Raw genomic sequence first — 16,849 nt, forward strand, 5'->3', positions numbered from 1 at the left:
GACATCGCCTTGCAACGACGCGGGCCGGCCGGCTTAGCAGAGGTGCAAGAAACGATTGCTGCAGTACCGCACGGAGGCCAGGAGACTAGTGTCTGCTCGTATTACAGCGCTGCGGCTCGAAGCCTTCGAGCAGCTTCCCAAGCATGCGCGCCGGTGCGTCTTCTGGGAAGTGGATCCCGCGACCCTGGGCAACAACGACCACCTCGCCGACCCGGAATTCGAAAAGGAAGCCTGGCTGTCGATGGTCATGTTGGAGTGGGGATCGTGCGGCCAGATCGCCACCGCAATCCCGGACGAGCGTAGCGACGCTGAACCGGCCTGTCTGGGCTATGTGTTTTACGCGCCGCCACGAGCGGTACCGCGGGCCCATCGCTTTCCGTCCGGGCCGGTGTCCGCCGACGCGATCCTGCTGACCTCGATGGGCATCGAGGCCGGCGAGGACACCGATGACCTGTCGCACAGTCTGATCGCCGGAGTCATCGACGAACTGGTGCGCCGCGGTGTGCGTGCCGTGGAGGCGTTCGGCCGCACCACCGCCGCCGCCGAGCTACAAGACTCGAATGCCGTCACCCCTGAGCTGCAACCGGTGCTGGCGGCTCTCGGTGACTGTTCGGTGGAGCACTGCATGCTGGACGCCGACTTCTTGATCGACGTGGGTTTTGTTGTGGTGGGGCCGCATCCGTACTTCCCTCGCTTGCGCCTCGAGTTGGACAAGGGCCTGGGGTGGAAGGCCGAAGTCGAGGCCGCGCTGGAACGGCTCTTGGAGAATGCTCAATTGCAGCAGCCGGTGGGAGCCGGCGCTGCGAGTTGCAGTCCGTAAGTAGACAGAACGCCAACGGTTCTGGCGGTATGGGCTGGCTTAGGAACCGCTGAGGCGGCTGGCTCGCTCCACGGACAGTTCGTGGGCCAGCAGCTCGGCGAATGTGAATGTGCCCGTGGGCCGGTCATTCTTGCCGAGCAAGTAGAGCCGCTTGACCGCGGCGAGAATACCTTCGGCGATGGCATCGCGGGTTTGTGTCGAGACCAGCAGCTCGTGATCGAGCGGGTTGGTGATGTAACCGATGTCGACCTGAACGGTAGGCATCCGGGTCAATCGCAACAGATCCCAGGTGCGTCCGTGTGTGCGGCAGTCCTGTAAGCCGGTGCGTGCCACAACTTCTCGCTGAATGAAGTCGGCGAGGTTGCGGCCGATGGTCGATACGGAACCGTGCGAATTACCGAAGTGAAAGGATGCGACACCGTTGGCCGAAACGCTGGTCTGAGTTTCGCAGCGCAGACTGATCATCAGGTCTGCACCAACGGCATTAGCGGTAGCGGCCCGCTCGGCATCTGACGGGCTGGTGTTCGCCGGCCGGGACAAGAAGGTCTCCATGCCGATTGCCGACATCCGGCCTTCAAGTCGACTTGCCAAGTCCCACAGCACGTCAGCTTCGCTGACCGGTCCGGCTTCACCGTGCGCGATCACGCCACGGTCGCTACCTCCGCGGCCCGGATCAATGATGATGCGCTTGCCCGACAGCTTGGGACCTGACCGGCGGACCAGTTCCTCTTCCCGAATCGCATGCGGTGAGCCACCGCTGACGCGTGAACTCAGAAAGTACAACGACCGCAACGTCTCTGGACCGCAGATACCGTCGGCGGACATCCCGTACTCGCGCTGGTAGGACATCAGCGCATTGTGGGTTTGCAGCCCGAAATATCCATCGACCAGCCCGGTGTAGAAACCCAGGTCCTGTAGGCGGGCCTGCAGCGTCGCGACGTCATCACCATAGAGCGGCGCACCGAACTGGTGATAGAGCGTGCGTGCACCGAGGCGATAGGAGGCCTCTCTGAGCGCTCGATAGGTTGCCTCACCGACGATGCCGTCGACAAGCAGTCCCCGATGTTGCTGGAAGGCGCGCACCGCGTGGTCGAGCTCGGGGTCGAACAGCTCGAGCGCGATGTGGCGCCCGGTGCTCAGGTCTTCGTCGGGATTGTCCAGCATGCCCAATGCGGCCAGTGCAGCCCGGATCTCCGCGACGGCGGCGCTGCGGTCACCACAGCGCAACGTGTCGCCGTCTTCGCGGCGCGGACTCGGCATACAAGGGCCCTCCCAGACTAGCGGACATCGCTGACAAGTGCACGACAATTAATTGGCATTGTCGCAGATCCTCGCCGATTTCGGGAAACCCCAAGCCAGTCGGGGAGCCGTTTCGGTGGTGCGAACGACAGTTAGCCCAGGTTGGGAACCGCGTCGGATAGCTCACGCAACAGCGCCGCTTTGCCCTTGGCCCCAACGATGCGTTTCACCGGCTCGCCGTCTTTGAACAGGATCATCGTCGGGATGGAGACGACCTGAAAATTGCGGGCCGTTTCCGGGTTGGCGTCCACGTCGAGCTTGGCCACGGTCAAATTGTCCGCACGCTCGGTAGCGATCTCTTCGAGCACCGGCGCCACCATCTTGCACGGCCCGCACCACGTTGCCCAAAAGTCCACCAGCACAGGCTTGTTGCTGGAAAGCACCTCGGTGGAGAAGGAGGCGTCTGACACCTCGATGGTGGCGCTGGACTTTTCGGAATCGGTCATTGCTGTGCTCCAATCAGCGTGTCGGTACTGTCGGCGTCTCCAGTTGCTTCATGTTCGGCCAGCCAACGCTCGGCGTCTATGGCCGCGGCGCACCCGCTGCCGGCGGCGGTGACCGCCTGCCGGTAGGTGCGGTCCACCAGGTCGCCGGCGGCGAAAACACCTTCCAGCGAGGTGCCGGTGGTGCGCCCGTTCACCAGCACGTAGCCATCGGGGTCGACGTCGACGGCGTCGCGCACCAGGCTCGATCGCGGTTCGTGCCCGATCGCGACGAACACGCCGGTTACCGGCAGGGTGGTTTCCTCCCCGGTGACGGTGTCGCGCAACTGCAGTCCGGTGACGGTCGTCTCCCCGTCCACCGCGAGGACGATCTTGTTGGTCAGGATGCGGATCTTGTCGTTGGCCTGGGCCCGATTGATCATGATCTTGGAGGCCCGGAACTCGTCACGACGGTGCACCAGGGTCACGCTGCGGGCGAACCGAGTGAGGAAGGTTGCCTCCTCCATCGCGGAGTCGCCGCCGCCGATCACCGCGATGTCCTGGTCGCGGAAGAAAAATCCGTCACAGGTGGCACAGGAACTCACTCCGCGTCCCAGCAGCTCCTGTTCGCCGGGCACGTGCAGGTAACGCGCGGCCGCGCCCATCGCCAAGATCACCGCGCGCGCCCGATGGGTCTCTCCGTCAGAGGTGACAACAGATTTGATCGGTCCATCCAGCGACACCGACTGGACGTCTTCCATGCGGAGGTCGGCGCCGAAACGGAGCGCCTGCTCGCGCATCTCGTCCATCAACTCGGGGCCGGTGATCCCTTCGCGAAAACCGGGATAGTTCTCCACTTCCGTCGTGGTCATCAGCGCGCCACCGAACGAGGTGCCCTCGAATACCAGCGGAGCCAGCTGAGCACGGGCGGTGTAGAGCGCCGCGGTGTATCCGGCGGGACCGGAGCCGATGACGATCACGTCGTGGATGGTGGCGTCAGCAGAAGAGTCGGTAGTCATACGGGCCTTTCGGGTACGGAGGCGATCACGACTATGAACGCAAGCGTAAGCACTGCTGTTCCCGCCCGCTGCGTCGCACCGGCATGCCGCTAGGAGTCGGGGAGTCGGGGCAGCGTGGTGCTGGCGAGCAGACCGGTGTCAGCCGCGCTGCAATTGAGCGCGACCGCATAGACCGCCAGATCGGCGGGGGCATCGGCCGGCCAGCACCAGTAATACGCCTGGACGGGCATTGATGTCGACGGGCTGCGCGCCCAGGATCGGAGTGGATGCCGGGTAGCCGAGGCCGCTGAGGCAGGAGGCGCGTCGCGAGGGATCGGCAAACGGACCGTAGTCGGGGGCGCGCTGGAGCAGGTCGAGGACCTGGTCGTGTGAGAGCGGAATCACTGGAGGCGGCGTGGAAACTGTGATGTGCATCGCGGTGGGCGGGCCGCTTGGGGTCGGCCCGGGTGCGGTGATCAATGCGGCGGTACCGAGTCCAATCGCGGCGATGAGCGCGATCAGCCCGGCGATGCCGGCCAGGATCTTGTTCGAGTTGGGGCGGGGGCGCGCGGCGTGGGCGGCGGTGGGGCCACCCGACGTCGCGGACCGGACCGCATCGGTGATCCTGGTGGGGAGGTGCGGGGGAGGATCGCCCAACCCGGACGTGTCGGTGCCCGCCTGGGCGACGTCGCGGCGCACGCGTTGTAACGCTTCCAGGGTTGCCGCCGCCTGCGGGTCGGTGCGGATTCGGCGCCGGACTTGGGCGGCGGTTTCATCGTCGAGCAGACCGGCCTGCAGGTCGGCAAGGAGCTCGACGGTCAGCGCCGGGTCCGTGTCCGTTTCGTCCTCGGCCTCATTCATCCGCCCCAGTGTCCGCCATGGCGGGCCCGATGGCTACGGGCAGTCCCCGCCCGGCGGGTATCCGGGCCGGTCGGGCTAGTTCATGTCCACGGCGTTGATGTCGGCGTCGAGGTAGCTCAGCAGCCGCGCGAGCCGGGCCCGACCGCGGGCACAACGGCTCTTGACGGTGCCTTGGGCCACGCCCAAAAGCAATGCCGTGTCGGCGATCGAATACCCCTGCATATCGACGGCGACCACCGCGGCACGTTGCTCGACGGGAAGGCGCATCAGGGCGCGGCGCACCAGGATCGCTGTCTCGACACGGGTTGTCGCATCGGGCACCGGGTAGACATCTTCGAGTGGCACGGTTGGCCTGGACTTGGCCCGGCGCAGCCGGTCCAGGCAGGCATTGACGACGATGCGGTGCAGCCAACTGGTGACCGCCGCGTCCTGGCGAAACGAGCCGGCACAGTTGTGCACCGAGATCATCGCTTCCTGTAGCGCGTCCTCGGCGTCCTCCGGGGTTTGGCTGGTGAGCCGCGCCAGGTGGTAGAGCTGCCGATGATGGCGGCGAAACAGCTCCTCGAACGCGAGCTGTTCCCCGGCGACGAAAGCCGCCAACAACTCGGCATCGGTGCGCTGTCGCGCGGTGTCCCTGCGTTGCCGCTTGCCCCCGAAAGCCACGGGCGGACATTAACCAATGCCGGGCCGTCGAGCACTTCACCCCGACGCGCGGTGCGCTGCGTTAGGAGGCGGCCCGGATCGTGAGCTGGGAGATGGCGGAGCGGCTCTTGCCGTCCGTGGTGCCCAGCGTTGAAATCCACACCAGCAGGTTGGAGGTGGGGGAGGAGGCATTGACCGCGATGGTGTTCGAACCCGGCTTGAGTGCGGTAGCCGAGGTGAGCACGGTGGTGTCATCCAGCTTCGACGGGTTGGGAGTTGGTGACGAACGAATCTCCACCTTGGTGCCGGTGCTGGGAACGTCGAGGGTGACCGAGCCGACCACGGTGGGCTGCGGAAGTTGCAGCATCAACCCGACACCATTCTTGAAGCCCGGGAACGGAACCGGGTCGTTGTAGGTGTCGGTCTCCCAGGACGTGGTGGAATCGCCATCGATGGCCATGTCGGCTTGGCCCGGGTTATCGGCTTCACCATCCGGTGAGAAGACGGTGGCTTTGGTGGGTTTGACGACGCTGCCCGCCGGCGCCGAACTGGCGGCCGCAGAAGTGGACGCGGTGGGGGCGTTGAGGCCGAGCTGGTCCTGGTCGAGGCCGCCGCCGACGTTTCCGAACATCTTGTTGAGCACCGAGGCCAACACCAGCAGCGCTACCAGCAGAATCGCGGCGCCCGCGCCGATCCCGATCAGCAGGTTGCGGCGGCGGCGCCCGAAGGTTGCACCCGTGGGTGCGGGGGAGCGGGCGGGGACGGGCGGCGCGGGTGGTTCGATCGGGCCCAGCACCTCGGTCCGGTCGGCCACCGCGGTCGCCTGCTGTAGCAGGTTCAAAAGTGTTGAGGCGCTGCGTATCCCGCCGTCCTCTTGAACCGATCGGACGGTGACCGCCGAGATCTGGAACGGGATGTCGCGATCGACGGCGGCGGGCTCAACGGGATTGCCGGACGCATCGCGTTCGGCCGGCGCAAACCCACTGTCTGCCCCAGCCTCCGGCAGCGGCCACCGGTTGACCAGCAAGGCATACAGCGCGGCGCCGATGCCTCGGATGTCGTCCTGCGGATTGGCGTCGGGCATGGTCGCCGGGTAGGCGAGCACCACATCACCTTCGATGCTGACCCGGACCCGGCCCGGGTGGTCCAGCGACAGGGCCACGCCGGCCCGATGGGCGGCGTCGGCGGCCGCCGCGAGCGACTGCATGGCCCGGATGGCCCCGACCGGCGAGGGTGCCGTGTCGGCGACTTCCTGCAGCGAGCCGCCGCGAATCAACTCCGACACCACCAGCCCGCCGGAGGCGGTGTGCAGTACGTCAAGCACCCGGGCGACGCCCGGCTTGTCGATCCGGCTCAGTCGCAGCGTGCGGGCCAGAATCTCCTGCAGGACATCTTCGGGCAGGGTGCCATCCGGGTCGACGAAGGTCAGCGCCACCTGTCGATCCAGGGCGGTATCGAGTGCCTGCCAGAACTGCAACGGCGGGATACCGCCGTGGAAGACGAGCAGCCGGTAGCGGCCGTTGGCGATGCGGGCACCCGGGACTAGATTGACATCGTCTTGCGGCGTCGAGGGTTCCGCACTGCACTCGCGTGGAGCGTCGAACGGAATGGGTCCGCGGGTGTATCCGACGGAATCGCCGTTGGACTGATCCGAGGGGCGTTGACTCGCGCCACGGCCCCGGTCTGGGCCGGCCGGAATGTCGGGTTGAAAATCGTCGGCGACTGGCCGCGGCAGATCGATATCCGACGCGGAACTCGATGAGGCGGTGCTATCCGATGGGCGGTCGGTCACCGACGGTCCTTTCGCTATCCCGGCCCTGATCACCGGGGGTTTGCGCCGGATCAGCTCCTGGACCACATTTTCCCCCGGCAGGGACGACTTCCTTTGCTCAGGGTACGTGACGTCGTGATCGCCAGACGATGCATCCAGCACAGCTACGCTGCGTGGACCCGGTTTGCCAAGGCGCGTTCCGATCCGGTTGCGGACCACGTTGAGAGCCGCCTGTGCCTCGGGCACCTGCCCGGCGAGCAGCACCGCAATCACGATGGGCGCCATGATCACGCCCAGGATGAGTAGCCGCAGCAGCGAACCGATTCCGCCATCGAACACGGTCAACTGGCCCAGCCCGGCAAGCCGATCCACCACATAGGCCAGCAGTCCGGCCAGCAGCGACGCGGCGATGGTCACCAGGATGGTGTGCACCTCACGGGTGCCGACCAGTTGGCCGCCACCGGGGCGCAGCGCGTGTCGCAGCAGGTAGTAGCCGACGATCGCGCCGGCCAGGAATCCGAGCCCGTTGGCCAGTCCCAGATAACCGGCGACCATGTCGGGGTCATTGGTGAGGTGCGGCGCCAACACCGAGGCGCCGATCTTGACGCTGGTGATGATGATGATGATCAGGATCGGAGTCCAGGGTTGCTCGCGGGCGTAGAACACCCGCAGTCCCAGCAGCACCAGCGCATAGGGGATCAGCGTGAAGGCCGACAGTGCGATCGCCGCGCCCAGATATCCGGCGTCGACCTTGCCGAAGTTTCCGTAGGCGAACAGCGCGCTTCCCATTGCCGACCCGCCCACGGTCATGAATGCGACCGTGGGGATGAGGGTGATCATCGTCAGACGGGTGGCCAGCGACAGGTCGGCGAGCACGGCCGGGATGTCCTCGGCGGCGGCGTTGCGACTCAGCCGCGGCATCACCACCGTCAGCACGGTTACCCCGATCATGCCGAACGGCAGCATCAGCACCAGCCAGGTGTAGTTGTAGATGGCCGGCCCCGAAGCCGCGGCCCCGCTGGCGATCTGGTTGCCGACAATCAGCCCGAGCTGGCTGACCAGCACATACAGCACCATGGCGGCGGCCATGGCGCCGAACCGCTTGAGCCGGTCATCGATTCGCCACAGCGGCCGCAGGCTGATGTGCTGGCGCCCAATCGCGACCAGCAGCACCGCGGCCTGCGCGAACACGCCTAGCGTGGTGCCGACTCCAAGCACGAGCAGCTTGGCATTGCCCATCTTCACCGGATCGACGGCCAGCTCGCCGGGGACTGCCAGGTACACCAACAAGGTCGCGATGGCGACGACGTTGTTGATGACGGGCGCCCAGGCCGGCGGCCCGAACACGTTTCGGGTGTTCAGGATCGCCATGAACACCGACGACAGCCCATAGACCAGCACCTGAGGCAGCAGCAGGTAGGCAAAGGCGGTGGTCAACGGCTCGTTGACCTGTGGGTCGCGGCCCAGCATCAACCGCACCAGCAGTGGCGCGGCCAGCACCGACAGCGTGGTTGCCACGATCAGCAGCGTGGTTGTCAACGTCACGAGCCGCCGCACGAAGGCGGCCCCACCGTCGGGATCGTCCTGCTCGGCGCGAGCCAGGACCGGCACGAAGATCGCGGTGAACGTCGCCTCCAGCACTAGCGCGGCGACCAGGTTCGGCAGCTGATTGGCCACCGAGAAGGAACTCGACAGCGCCGCGCCCAAAATGGCGGCCAGCAGCACGATCCTGGCGAAACCCGTGATCCGGCTGACCAACGTCGCCAAGGCCATGCCCCACGACCGCGATACCAGCGCGGCATCGGAGAGTTCAGCGCGCTTCGGTGGCCCCGCAGCCGCCTGGCCGTAGGGCACCGGGAGCCGCTCGGGAAGCCGTCGAGGGTCCGGCGCTGAAACCGGACCCCGTGGTGCGGGCGGTCGCGCCGGAGGGCTTTCCTGCGGCGCTGGTGGGATTCGCCGCGGAGCCGGTTTCATACTCGGTGCTCTTCATCGACCCGATGGTCGGACGCGGCGTGCCGGGCGGCGGGAGGATCGGGCCGGTCCAGGTCGGCACGGTCGGGCTGACCGCGGAAGCGATGCCAAAGCCGCCGTCCCGCCAGCGCCACCAGCACAGCGGCGGCCGTCAGCGTGATCGCGAACAGCACCTTGCCGTAGGCGTTGGAATGCACGGACAACCGCACGGGTTCGCCGAGCGCCATGCCGTCGGGAGTCTTGAGCGTCACGTCGATAGCGACGCGCTGGGTGAAATTCACTTCGATCGGTACCCGAATGGGCAGGTACCCCGGCGGCAGCTCGATCTCACCGAGATCGGTGACCGTCATGCCGGGCGGCGCGTCGACCTGAAGCCTGACTCGGATGGGCACCGCCAAGCCGTTGTGCAGGGCCAGGGGCAGGGGGCTGTGTTCGGTGGCCAGGGTGTAGGAGCCACCCGGAATGACGATGGTGACCGCACCAAAGAAGTCGTTGATCGTGTTGCCGACCACCGCCAGCCGTTGCTGAGCCAAGCCGTTGCGGGTATCGGGCGGTACCGACTGGCTCAAAGCGCGCAGCATGTCCTCGCGAAGTGGTGTGGTGTACTGCGCCCCGGTCAGTCCGGTGCGGTCGTCGGTGGTCATGGCCGACGTCAGTTTCCACAGGCGACCACTCTGATCGGAGATCTGGGCGGTGACGTCATCGTCGAATCGGCCCCGTGCCGAAGGGTAGGGACCGGGCGGCTCCGGCGGCTCGGTGTGCGCCGCCGCCTCGGAGATCAGGGCCGACAGCGGCCGCGGCACCGCCAGGCCGGAGTGAATGGTGGTGGCCAATGCGGTCAGGATCAGCTGTGCGTCATCGCTGTGCAGGTCCCAGGTGGTGGGCGGGACCAGGATCTGGGTGCGTGGTGCCGCCTCCCCCCACAAGCTGCGCCACAGCATGGCACCTAGGGCGTCTTGGCGGCGTGCGGTTGGCGAGTCGTGGGCGATGTGTACCGACAGCGAGGAGTCCAGGTAGGTGGGAACGGTCGGGTTACTCCCGGCGGCCGCCAGGGCGGCGCCGACGGTCGGGTCGAACGGGGCGGCGACCACCTCAGCCGACAACCGTCGGGGTGCGGTATCGGCGGTGGCCCGGCCGCCTTCGGCGGCGACGTGCGCGGAGAAGTCGGCGGCCGCGATGGTGACCATTCCGCCGTCGGCGTTGAGGAGGTCGACCGCGCGGCTGGTCAGCGGTCCGTCCGGCAGCACCGCCGCGCCCCGTACCGACTTGACGTCGAGGATCCGATCGACGATGTCGGCGGCGCTGATGACGGCAATGTTGCTCAACCGGGGATCGTTGACGCGCTGCAAGGCGTCCAGGTCGGCCTGGGCGTAAGCCAGTGTCACCACGCATGTCCGCCGGGCCAGCGTGCGCAGGCGGTCCAGCCAGATGTTTGCGGCCGCCTGGCCGGTTCCCGGATGTGTCGGGGTGCCGGGCAATTGAGCGGGGCCGTCAGGGGAATCGGATACGACGTAGCCCGCGGTCATCGCGTTGACGGTGACGAGCAGGTCGGGGTCCACGGCCAGACAGATAGAGCGGGTGACGGTGCCCTCCGGGTCGACGTCGCGGCTGGTGGCCAGTTCGGCGGCGGAGAGCAGGGTATCCAGCCTGCCCCCGCTGGCCAGCGAGTTGGCCAGGTCGTCATCGATCAGCCGTACCGGAATGGTCCCGCCGGGAACGCCGGGGGCCAATCGAGGCCGATCGGCCAATGGCCACAGCATGGTGATCCAAACCGGCTTGTCGGTCTCGGGCGTGACGGGAGCGTCGAAGTCGGCGTCACGGTCGGGGGGCACCCCGACGACGGGCAGCAGGAAGCGCGCGTTGTCCAGACGGGCCGGCGCACCGTAGTCGGGCGTCCCGTTGACGTTGACCAGCACCGGGAAGATTCCGGGACCATCGATGGACAGCGATGGTTTGGTCAGCGAGCGCAACGGCGCCGACAGGGTGAAGCCGACTTGTTGGCCTCGCCGCAGTTCCGAGGACACCGTGAGGAAGTCCGCGGCCGGCTGGTACTGGTCCGTGCTGCCGTCCAGCGACGTGCGTAGCGCCGACGACGACGTGACCGCGGCGGCGTGTTCTAGCCGGACCATGACATCGCGAACCGGGCGGTCGCCGATGTTGGTCACCATGCCGCTGACCGTGATTACCGGGTCGCTTGTGGTGGTGACCAGGTCTGGGGTCACTTGATCGATTCGGACCTGCACGAACGGCGTCGCACCGGGCTCGCCCGCCGATGCGCGGGGCGCGGCGGGAGCAGTGAGCACTACCGCGAACCCGGCAACGATGCCGATCACGGCGGCGAGGCGCCACATCCCGGACCAAGGGAGTCGCAACGCGGTCACGGCCCCGGTCCGTGACCGTTCTTGCGTCCGGGTGGGGATCCTTCGGCTGCGTGACGAGTGCGTGAGTGAGTTTGGGGCCGTCGGCGGGGCGCGCTGGGCGGCAACGGCGGGAGCGCGGTGGGACCGTCGGTCTGCAGCTTGTCGATCAACTCGTCGGCGACTTCGGCCAGCCGACGTTCATCGGCGTAGGCCAGCCGGGACGGGAGTTCCGGAATCGGCACCCACGCGACCTCGGTGACCTCGAGATCATTGTCGGAGAGTTCTCCGCCCAAGAACCGCATCAAGTAGTGGTGCACGGTCTTGTGTACACGCCGGCCGTCGGTGACGAACCAATAGTCGATGCGACCCAGCGCGGCGAGCACGCCGCCGCGAATGCCGGTTTCCTCGGCGACCTCGCGGATCGCGGTCTGCTCGGCGGTTTCACCCATCTCGATGTGGCCCTTGGGCAGTGACCACAGCATGCGTCCGCGCCGGTCTATCCGACCGATCAGCGCCGCGACCTGCGCGTCGCGCGGTCCATCGATTCCGTCGATGACCAGGCCACCGGCCGATGTTTCGTGCACGGTCCGCAACCGGTCCGGACGGCCGCGACGGGGTAGGCGGGGTCTGCGACCCTTGGTGGGTGCTGGGTTCGGGTCGGTGGACCCGGCGTTGTCCGTATGATTCTCGGCTGAGCGTGCAGCGCCACGTCCGCGACGCCGGCCTCGGCGTCGACGTGGTTTGGCTTGTTCGCCCTCCGACACCCAAGCGATATTAGCTGGCGGGAGCGGGTCTTCAGGACGCACTCGCCGTCGCCGGCCGCATCGACGGCATTGCGGCCGGATTTCGGTGCCGGATCCGAGGGCGGCGGGCACCCGTTACCGGCCGTCTGGTCGCGCGGTGGAGTCTGGTGACTAGGCTGATCGAACGTGCCTGAAACCGTCCAGGATGCCGACCTGCTGACCGCTGCCGCGGTAGCCCTCAATCGGCACGCCGCCGTGCTTCGTGAACTCGGATCGGCCTTCGCCGATGCGGGTCACGACTTGTATCTGGTCGGTGGTTCGGTTCGCGATGCCCTGCTGGGCCGGTTGAAGTCCCCCGACCTGGACTTCACCACCGACGCCCGCCCGCAACAGATACTGAAGATCGTGCGCCCCTGGGCTGATGCCGTGTGGGACACGGGCATCGAATTCGGGACGATTGGCATCGCCAAGAACGACTACCGCCTGGAGATCACGACCTTCCGGGCCGACAGCTACGACCAGGTTTCACGGCACCCCGAGGTCCGTTTCGGCGAGCGCCTCGAAGACGACCTGGTGCGCCGCGATTTCACCGTGAATGCGATGGCCGTGCGGATCACGGCCAGTGGCCCGGGCGAGTTCCTCGATCCGTTGGGCGGTTTGTCGGTGCTGCGCGACAAGGTGCTCGACACGCCGGCCGCGCCTTCGGTGTCCTTCGGTGACGACCCGCTGCGAATGCTGCGGGCCGCGAGGTTCGTCTCCCAGCTCGGCTTCGCCGTGGCACCGCGGGTGCGGGACGCGATCGAGGAAATGGCCCCGCAACTGGCACGCATCAGCGCCGAACGGGTCGCCGCGGAGCTGGACAAGCTGCTGCTGGGCGAGGATCCGGTGGCCGGCATCGACCTGATGGTGCACACCGGAATGGGCGAGGTGGTGCTCCCCGAGATCGGTGGCATGCAGATGGCCATCGACGAACACCACCAGCACAAGGATGTCTACCAGCACTCGCTGACCGTGCTGCGCCAAGCGATCGAACTGGAAGACGAAGGACCGGACCTGGCGCTGCGGTGGGCGGCGCTGCTGCATGACATCGGCAAGCCGGCCACCCGACGCCACGAGGCCAACGGCGGCGTGAGTTTTCACCACCACGAGGTGGTGGGCGCCAAGATGGTGCGCAAACGGATGCGGGCCCTCAAGTACTCCAAGCAGATGGTCGACGACGTCTCGCAGCTGGTGTATCTACACCTGCGATTCCACGGCTACGGCGATGGGAAGTGGACGGACTCGGCGGTGCGGCGCTATGTCACCGATGCGGGACCGCTGCTGGCGCGACTACACAAGCTGGTACGCGCTGACTGCACCACGCGCAACAAGCGTCGGGCCGCGCGCCTGCAATCCAGCTATGATCGGCTCGAGGAGCGGATCACCGAACTGGCCGCCCAGGAGGACCTGGACCGGGTGCGGCCGGATCTGGATGGCAACCAGATCATGACGCTGCTCGACATTCCGGCCGGCCCTCAAGTCGGTGAGGCGTGGCGCTATCTCAAAGAGCTGCGGCTCGAGCGTGGACCGTTGACCATCGAGGAAGCCAAGGCCGAACTGCTGTCCTGGTGGCAATCGCGGGGGAACCCCTAGCGGCGGTGTGGCGTCCAAGTAGGAGTGGACTACTGCATCGGTGGCGAGGACGGAACGGCGGCCATCTGGCAGCGCCTGCCCGATCTCGACTTGGACGGTGACGGCATGCGCGATGACGCATTGGCGGACTTCGACGGTGACGGCATGGCCGACCATGGCATCTTCGACTTCGACAACGACGGAACCCCCGAAGCCGTCTTTACCGACGACGGCTCGGGGACGTGGGCGGTCGGCGCTGAGCGCGGCGGGCAACTTCGTTGGTTCGGTCTCGATGGTGTCGAGCACACCGGTGGCCCCTTGGTTGACTTCGACGGGCTCGGGCAAGCCGACGATCAGCTGATAGATACCGACGGCAACGGGGTTGCCGACCGGGCGCTGTGTCCGGAAGAGGAGGGGATCACCGGGTACGTCGATACCGATGGCGACGGCGAATGGGATGTGCGGATCACCGATTCCGACGGTGATGGGACCGCCGATGGTGCCAGCGCATTGTGAGGACTTGATCAAGGTGAATTGACCACCAAAGGTGGGCGTCACTAGCGTGGCGGCCTGGATGAGAGGGACGGCGACGCTTCGGGGACCGCGACAGGGCGTTGCCGGGCGACTTGGACGAGACAAGGCTGGCCATGTTTGTTGACACCGGACTGCTGCACCTGGGGGGCAACGAATCTCACCGAGCCGGGGGACACGCCCAAGAAGGCGCCGATCGTCTCGCGCTGGGGCCGCTCATGTCAGGAATGTTCGCCGACTTCGCCGCCGCCGATGCGTTTCACAACTCCGTGCACTCGGCGCATGCGCAACACGTGCGGAACCTGCAGGCCCATCAGGAAGCACTGACGGCGGTCGGCAGCAACGCACACTTGGCCGCCAAGGGATTCACCGCCATGGATGGGCACAACGCCCAAGCGCTGCAAGCGGTGCGGTGGGGTGCGGGTACATAGGTATCCCGAGCATCGCGAACGAACTGCAGATCCGCCGTCCAGGGACGATATCCGTTCTGGGACAAACCCTTTACCGGACCTTCGCTATTTCAGCGGCGGCCGACCCGCCCCCGGCCCTTGCGCCACTCATTGCCATAGGCCGTAGCGTCCGCAAGGTGACTTGACCGGCGATTTCTCGGTAGTAATCTTTCTGCCGGCGCGGGAGGGTTCACGATGTTGGTCGACACCGGTTTGCTGGAGAGCGATGGATGTCGCCGGACGCACGGGCATATCCAAAGTAGTGCGCCTCAGTTCGGGTGTCGAGCGCTGATGCCGGGTATCGTCCTCGATTTGCCGCCGCAGCGGGCGCGACTCAGCGCATGTCGCACGCCGCGCGCATCAACCACCTCAAGAGGCTCGAGTCACGCCACGACGCTGTGGACGGTGCGATGCAACTCCGGTACATAAGCATCCCGCTTCTGATTGCCGAGGCCGGCGGTGGCCCGTGGGCGATCAATCAGAGTCTGCAGCTTGGTCGCCCGGCCCAGATATCAGACTTAGCAACGGCATTTCACGATGCGGGCAGATCGACCACCGAGGCGGACACGGCCTTCGACCAAGCACGACGCCGTTTCGAGACGTCCTGGAATCGGGAGAACGGCGCTCACCCGATCAACGATTCGCCCCAGGTCCAGGGGCTTACCACTTCGTTGAGATCGCAGGCTGCCAGGCTGCCGGAAATCGGGCTCCAACTGGACAACATTGCCGGCGGTCTGGCCGGGGCGCAGCGGTCAGCGACTGGCCAGATTGTGGGCCTGGAGGCGCAGCTGTGCGACATCGACAGTGAAATTGGCGAGGTGCTGGCGCTGGAACACGGCGCCCAACTGACAACTGCGGACAGGCTGGCCCTCGAGGCGATTGTTTGCGCACTTGAAGATCAAGCCGTCGGCGACACGCAATCGGCAGTGAGTAAATTGCATTCGATACGAGCGGGATACGCGGGCCTGCTGCACCAAGCCCTGACCAGTCTGAGCGCCGACGGCTTCGATCCGGCGGCTATCCAGGCCTTGGACGCCCCGCAGTCTCCGGCTGAACCCGCTGAGGTGATTGCGATCCCGGCGCCTACCGCGAGTGCCGAGGAGGTCAAGAAGTGGTGGGATTCGTTGAGTCCGCAACAGCGAGGGCGATTGATCGACGAACATCCACCAGAACTGGGCAATCTCAACGGCATCAACGCCATCACTCGTGATTTGGTGAACCAGGCCGTGATGGACGACGACATCACCCGGGTGGAAAGCGTGGCAATGCAACGCGGCGTCTCGGCTGACGACATCGTGAACAACCCGCAGAAGTATGGGCTTTCGGGCTCGGATGTCACGCGCTATCGAAATGCCATCAGGACCCGCGACGGTCTCATCTATGACCGGGAGCACGCGACCGATGACCCGAGGCCCGTCATGCTATGGGCATACGACCCGTTGGCCTTCAACGGCGAGGGCAAAGCGGCGATCGCCATCGGCAACCCGGACTATGCACGCAATACCGCCGTGATCGTGCCGGGAACCGGCAGCAGCGTGGCGCAGGGCTGGATGTCAGACCACGACGATGCAACCAACCTTTATGATCAGGCCCTCGCCGCAGACCCTGAGCACCACTACACAGCGGTGATCGCCTGGATGGGATATGACGCCCCCAACGGATTTTCCGACGTGAGAGTCACAGAGCCAGGGCTCGCGCGCAGCGGCGGTGCACTGCTGGCCAACGATGTGAACGGGCTTTGGGTCACCCACAACAGCCTGACGCCCCAACATGTCACCGTAATTGGACACTCCTACGGATCGACAACGGTAGCCGATGCGTTTGCCGGCAGCGGCATGCACGCGAACGACGCAATCCTCATAGGATGTCCTGGAACCGATCTCGCACGCAGTGCAGCCGACTTCCATCTCGACGGAGGACAGGTCTACGTCGGGTCGGCCTCTACGGACCCGGTCAGCTGGATCGGCGAATCCAGCGGTGTACCTGGCGAATTACTCAAAGGCAAACTCAGGGAGTATGGGGTGCCGATTCCGTTGGATGCCGGCTTGGGTCGTGATCCGGCCGGCGACGGCTTTGGATCAGTCCGCTTTCACGCGGAAGTACCTGGCTCTGGAACGATGGACCGACACGACCATTCGCACTACTACGTGATGGGCAGCGAGTCGCTGCGCAGCATTACCGATATCTCCAGCGGCCATCCAGACCGACTTGCGAGCGACGACCTGATTGCCGAGGGGCGGCGGCAGCCGCACGTCGGACCGTTCCGGGTCCCCGGCGTTCCGGCATACATCGATCCAGAAAGCGACCGTCCACGAGACACCGTCCATGATGACCACCACTATCCCGCTTACCAACCGCCCCGCTGATCACC

The 16,849-nt window shown here is 66.2% G+C and carries 12 protein-coding genes and 1 pseudogene; 5 read left to right on the forward strand and 8 right to left on the reverse strand.

The window, feature by feature from the left end; genetic code table 11:
- Window positions 1-88 precede the first annotated feature (88 nt).
- On the forward strand, window positions 89-820 hold the full coding sequence (locus tag MMSP_RS03300) for a hypothetical protein (protein WP_020727089.1): 732 nt from the start codon (window positions 89-91) through the stop codon (window positions 818-820).
- Between the two features lie 39 nt (window positions 821-859).
- On the opposite strand, the gene MMSP_RS03305 is transcribed toward MMSP_RS03300, so the two are convergent.
- The 8 genes and pseudogenes from MMSP_RS03305 to MMSP_RS03340 form a co-directional block, all read right to left on the reverse strand.
- A complete protein-coding gene (locus MMSP_RS03305; RefSeq protein WP_020785467.1) occupies window positions 860-2,080 on the reverse strand; it encodes an N-acetylmuramoyl-L-alanine amidase in 1,221 nt (406 codons plus the stop codon).
- A 131-nt stretch (window positions 2,081-2,211) separates the two neighbouring features.
- Window positions 2,212-2,565: a thioredoxin gene (gene trxA / locus MMSP_RS03310; protein WP_015357726.1), complete on the reverse strand. Its 354-nt coding sequence runs from the start codon at window positions 2,563-2,565 to the stop codon at window positions 2,212-2,214.
- Window positions 2,562-3,560 (reverse strand): thioredoxin-disulfide reductase, encoded by a 999-nt coding sequence (gene trxB / locus MMSP_RS03315; RefSeq protein WP_015357725.1) that lies wholly within the window; start codon window positions 3,558-3,560, stop codon window positions 2,562-2,564. Before trxB ends, trxA begins: the two co-directional genes overlap by 4 nt.
- 89 nt (window positions 3,561-3,649) lie before the next feature.
- A pseudogene (locus MMSP_RS03320) lies at window positions 3,650-4,400 on the reverse strand (hypothetical protein).
- 75 nt (window positions 4,401-4,475) lie between these two features.
- On the reverse strand, window positions 4,476-5,063 hold the full coding sequence (gene sigM / locus MMSP_RS03325; RefSeq protein ID WP_015357723.1) for an RNA polymerase sigma factor SigM: 588 nt from the start codon (window positions 5,061-5,063) through the stop codon (window positions 4,476-4,478).
- Window positions 5,064-5,124: 61 nt separating this feature from the next.
- On the reverse strand, window positions 5,125-8,787 hold the full coding sequence (gene murJ / locus MMSP_RS03330; RefSeq protein WP_369797284.1) for a murein biosynthesis integral membrane protein MurJ: 3,663 nt from the start codon (window positions 8,785-8,787) through the stop codon (window positions 5,125-5,127).
- Window positions 8,784-11,165: a hypothetical protein gene (locus tag MMSP_RS03335; RefSeq protein ID WP_152522430.1), complete on the reverse strand. Its 2,382-nt coding sequence runs from the start codon at window positions 11,163-11,165 to the stop codon at window positions 8,784-8,786. Before MMSP_RS03335 ends, murJ begins: the two co-directional genes overlap by 4 nt.
- On the reverse strand, window positions 11,162-11,908 hold the full coding sequence (locus MMSP_RS03340) for an NUDIX hydrolase (RefSeq protein WP_036426077.1): 747 nt from the start codon (window positions 11,906-11,908) through the stop codon (window positions 11,162-11,164). Before MMSP_RS03340 ends, MMSP_RS03335 begins: the two co-directional genes overlap by 4 nt.
- 165 nt (window positions 11,909-12,073) lie before the next feature.
- Between MMSP_RS03340 and MMSP_RS03345 the strand changes: the two genes are divergently transcribed.
- From MMSP_RS03345 to MMSP_RS03360, 4 genes are all read left to right on the forward strand, one after another.
- Complete coding sequence (locus MMSP_RS03345) at window positions 12,074-13,519, forward strand: CCA tRNA nucleotidyltransferase (protein ID WP_020727081.1); 1,446 nt, start codon at window positions 12,074-12,076, stop codon at window positions 13,517-13,519.
- 24 nt (window positions 13,520-13,543) lie between these two features.
- Window positions 13,544-14,014: a hypothetical protein gene (locus MMSP_RS03350; RefSeq protein ID WP_015357719.1), complete on the forward strand. Its 471-nt coding sequence runs from the start codon at window positions 13,544-13,546 to the stop codon at window positions 14,012-14,014.
- Between the two features lie 131 nt (window positions 14,015-14,145).
- Window positions 14,146-14,460 carry a DUF2563 family protein gene (locus tag MMSP_RS03355; RefSeq protein WP_015357718.1) on the forward strand — a complete coding sequence of 105 codons (315 nt, stop codon included), beginning with the start codon at window positions 14,146-14,148 and terminating at the stop codon, window positions 14,458-14,460.
- A gap of 428 nt (window positions 14,461-14,888) precedes the next feature.
- Window positions 14,889-16,844 (forward strand): alpha/beta hydrolase, encoded by a 1,956-nt coding sequence (locus MMSP_RS03360; RefSeq protein WP_200861963.1) that lies wholly within the window; start codon window positions 14,889-14,891, stop codon window positions 16,842-16,844.
- The last annotated feature ends 5 nt before the right edge of the window (window positions 16,845-16,849 follow it).

This window comes from Mycobacterium sp. 012931, from assembly GCF_000419295.1.
Taxonomy (GTDB): Bacteria; Actinomycetota; Actinomycetes; order Mycobacteriales; family Mycobacteriaceae; genus Mycobacterium; species Mycobacterium marinum.

Excerpts from the sequence above, each read along its gene's own strand:
- MMSP_RS03305 (WP_020785467.1), bottom strand. The coding sequence starts at position 2,080 with ATGCCGAGTCCGCGCCGCGAAGACGGCGACACGTTGCGCTGTGGTGAC.
- trxA (WP_015357726.1), bottom strand. The coding sequence starts at position 2,565 with ATGACCGATTCCGAAAAGTCCAGCGCCACCATCGAGGTGTCAGACGCC.
- trxB (WP_015357725.1), bottom strand. The coding sequence starts at position 3,560 with ATGACTACCGACTCTTCTGCTGACGCCACCATCCACGACGTGATCGTC.
- murJ (WP_369797284.1), bottom strand. The coding sequence starts at position 8,787 with ATGAAACCGGCTCCGCGGCGAATCCCACCAGCGCCGCAGGAAAGCCCT.
- MMSP_RS03355 (WP_015357718.1), top strand. The coding sequence starts at position 14,146 with ATGTTTGTTGACACCGGACTGCTGCACCTGGGGGGCAACGAATCTCAC.
- MMSP_RS03360 (WP_200861963.1), top strand. The coding sequence starts at position 14,889 with ATGCAACTCCGGTACATAAGCATCCCGCTTCTGATTGCCGAGGCCGGC.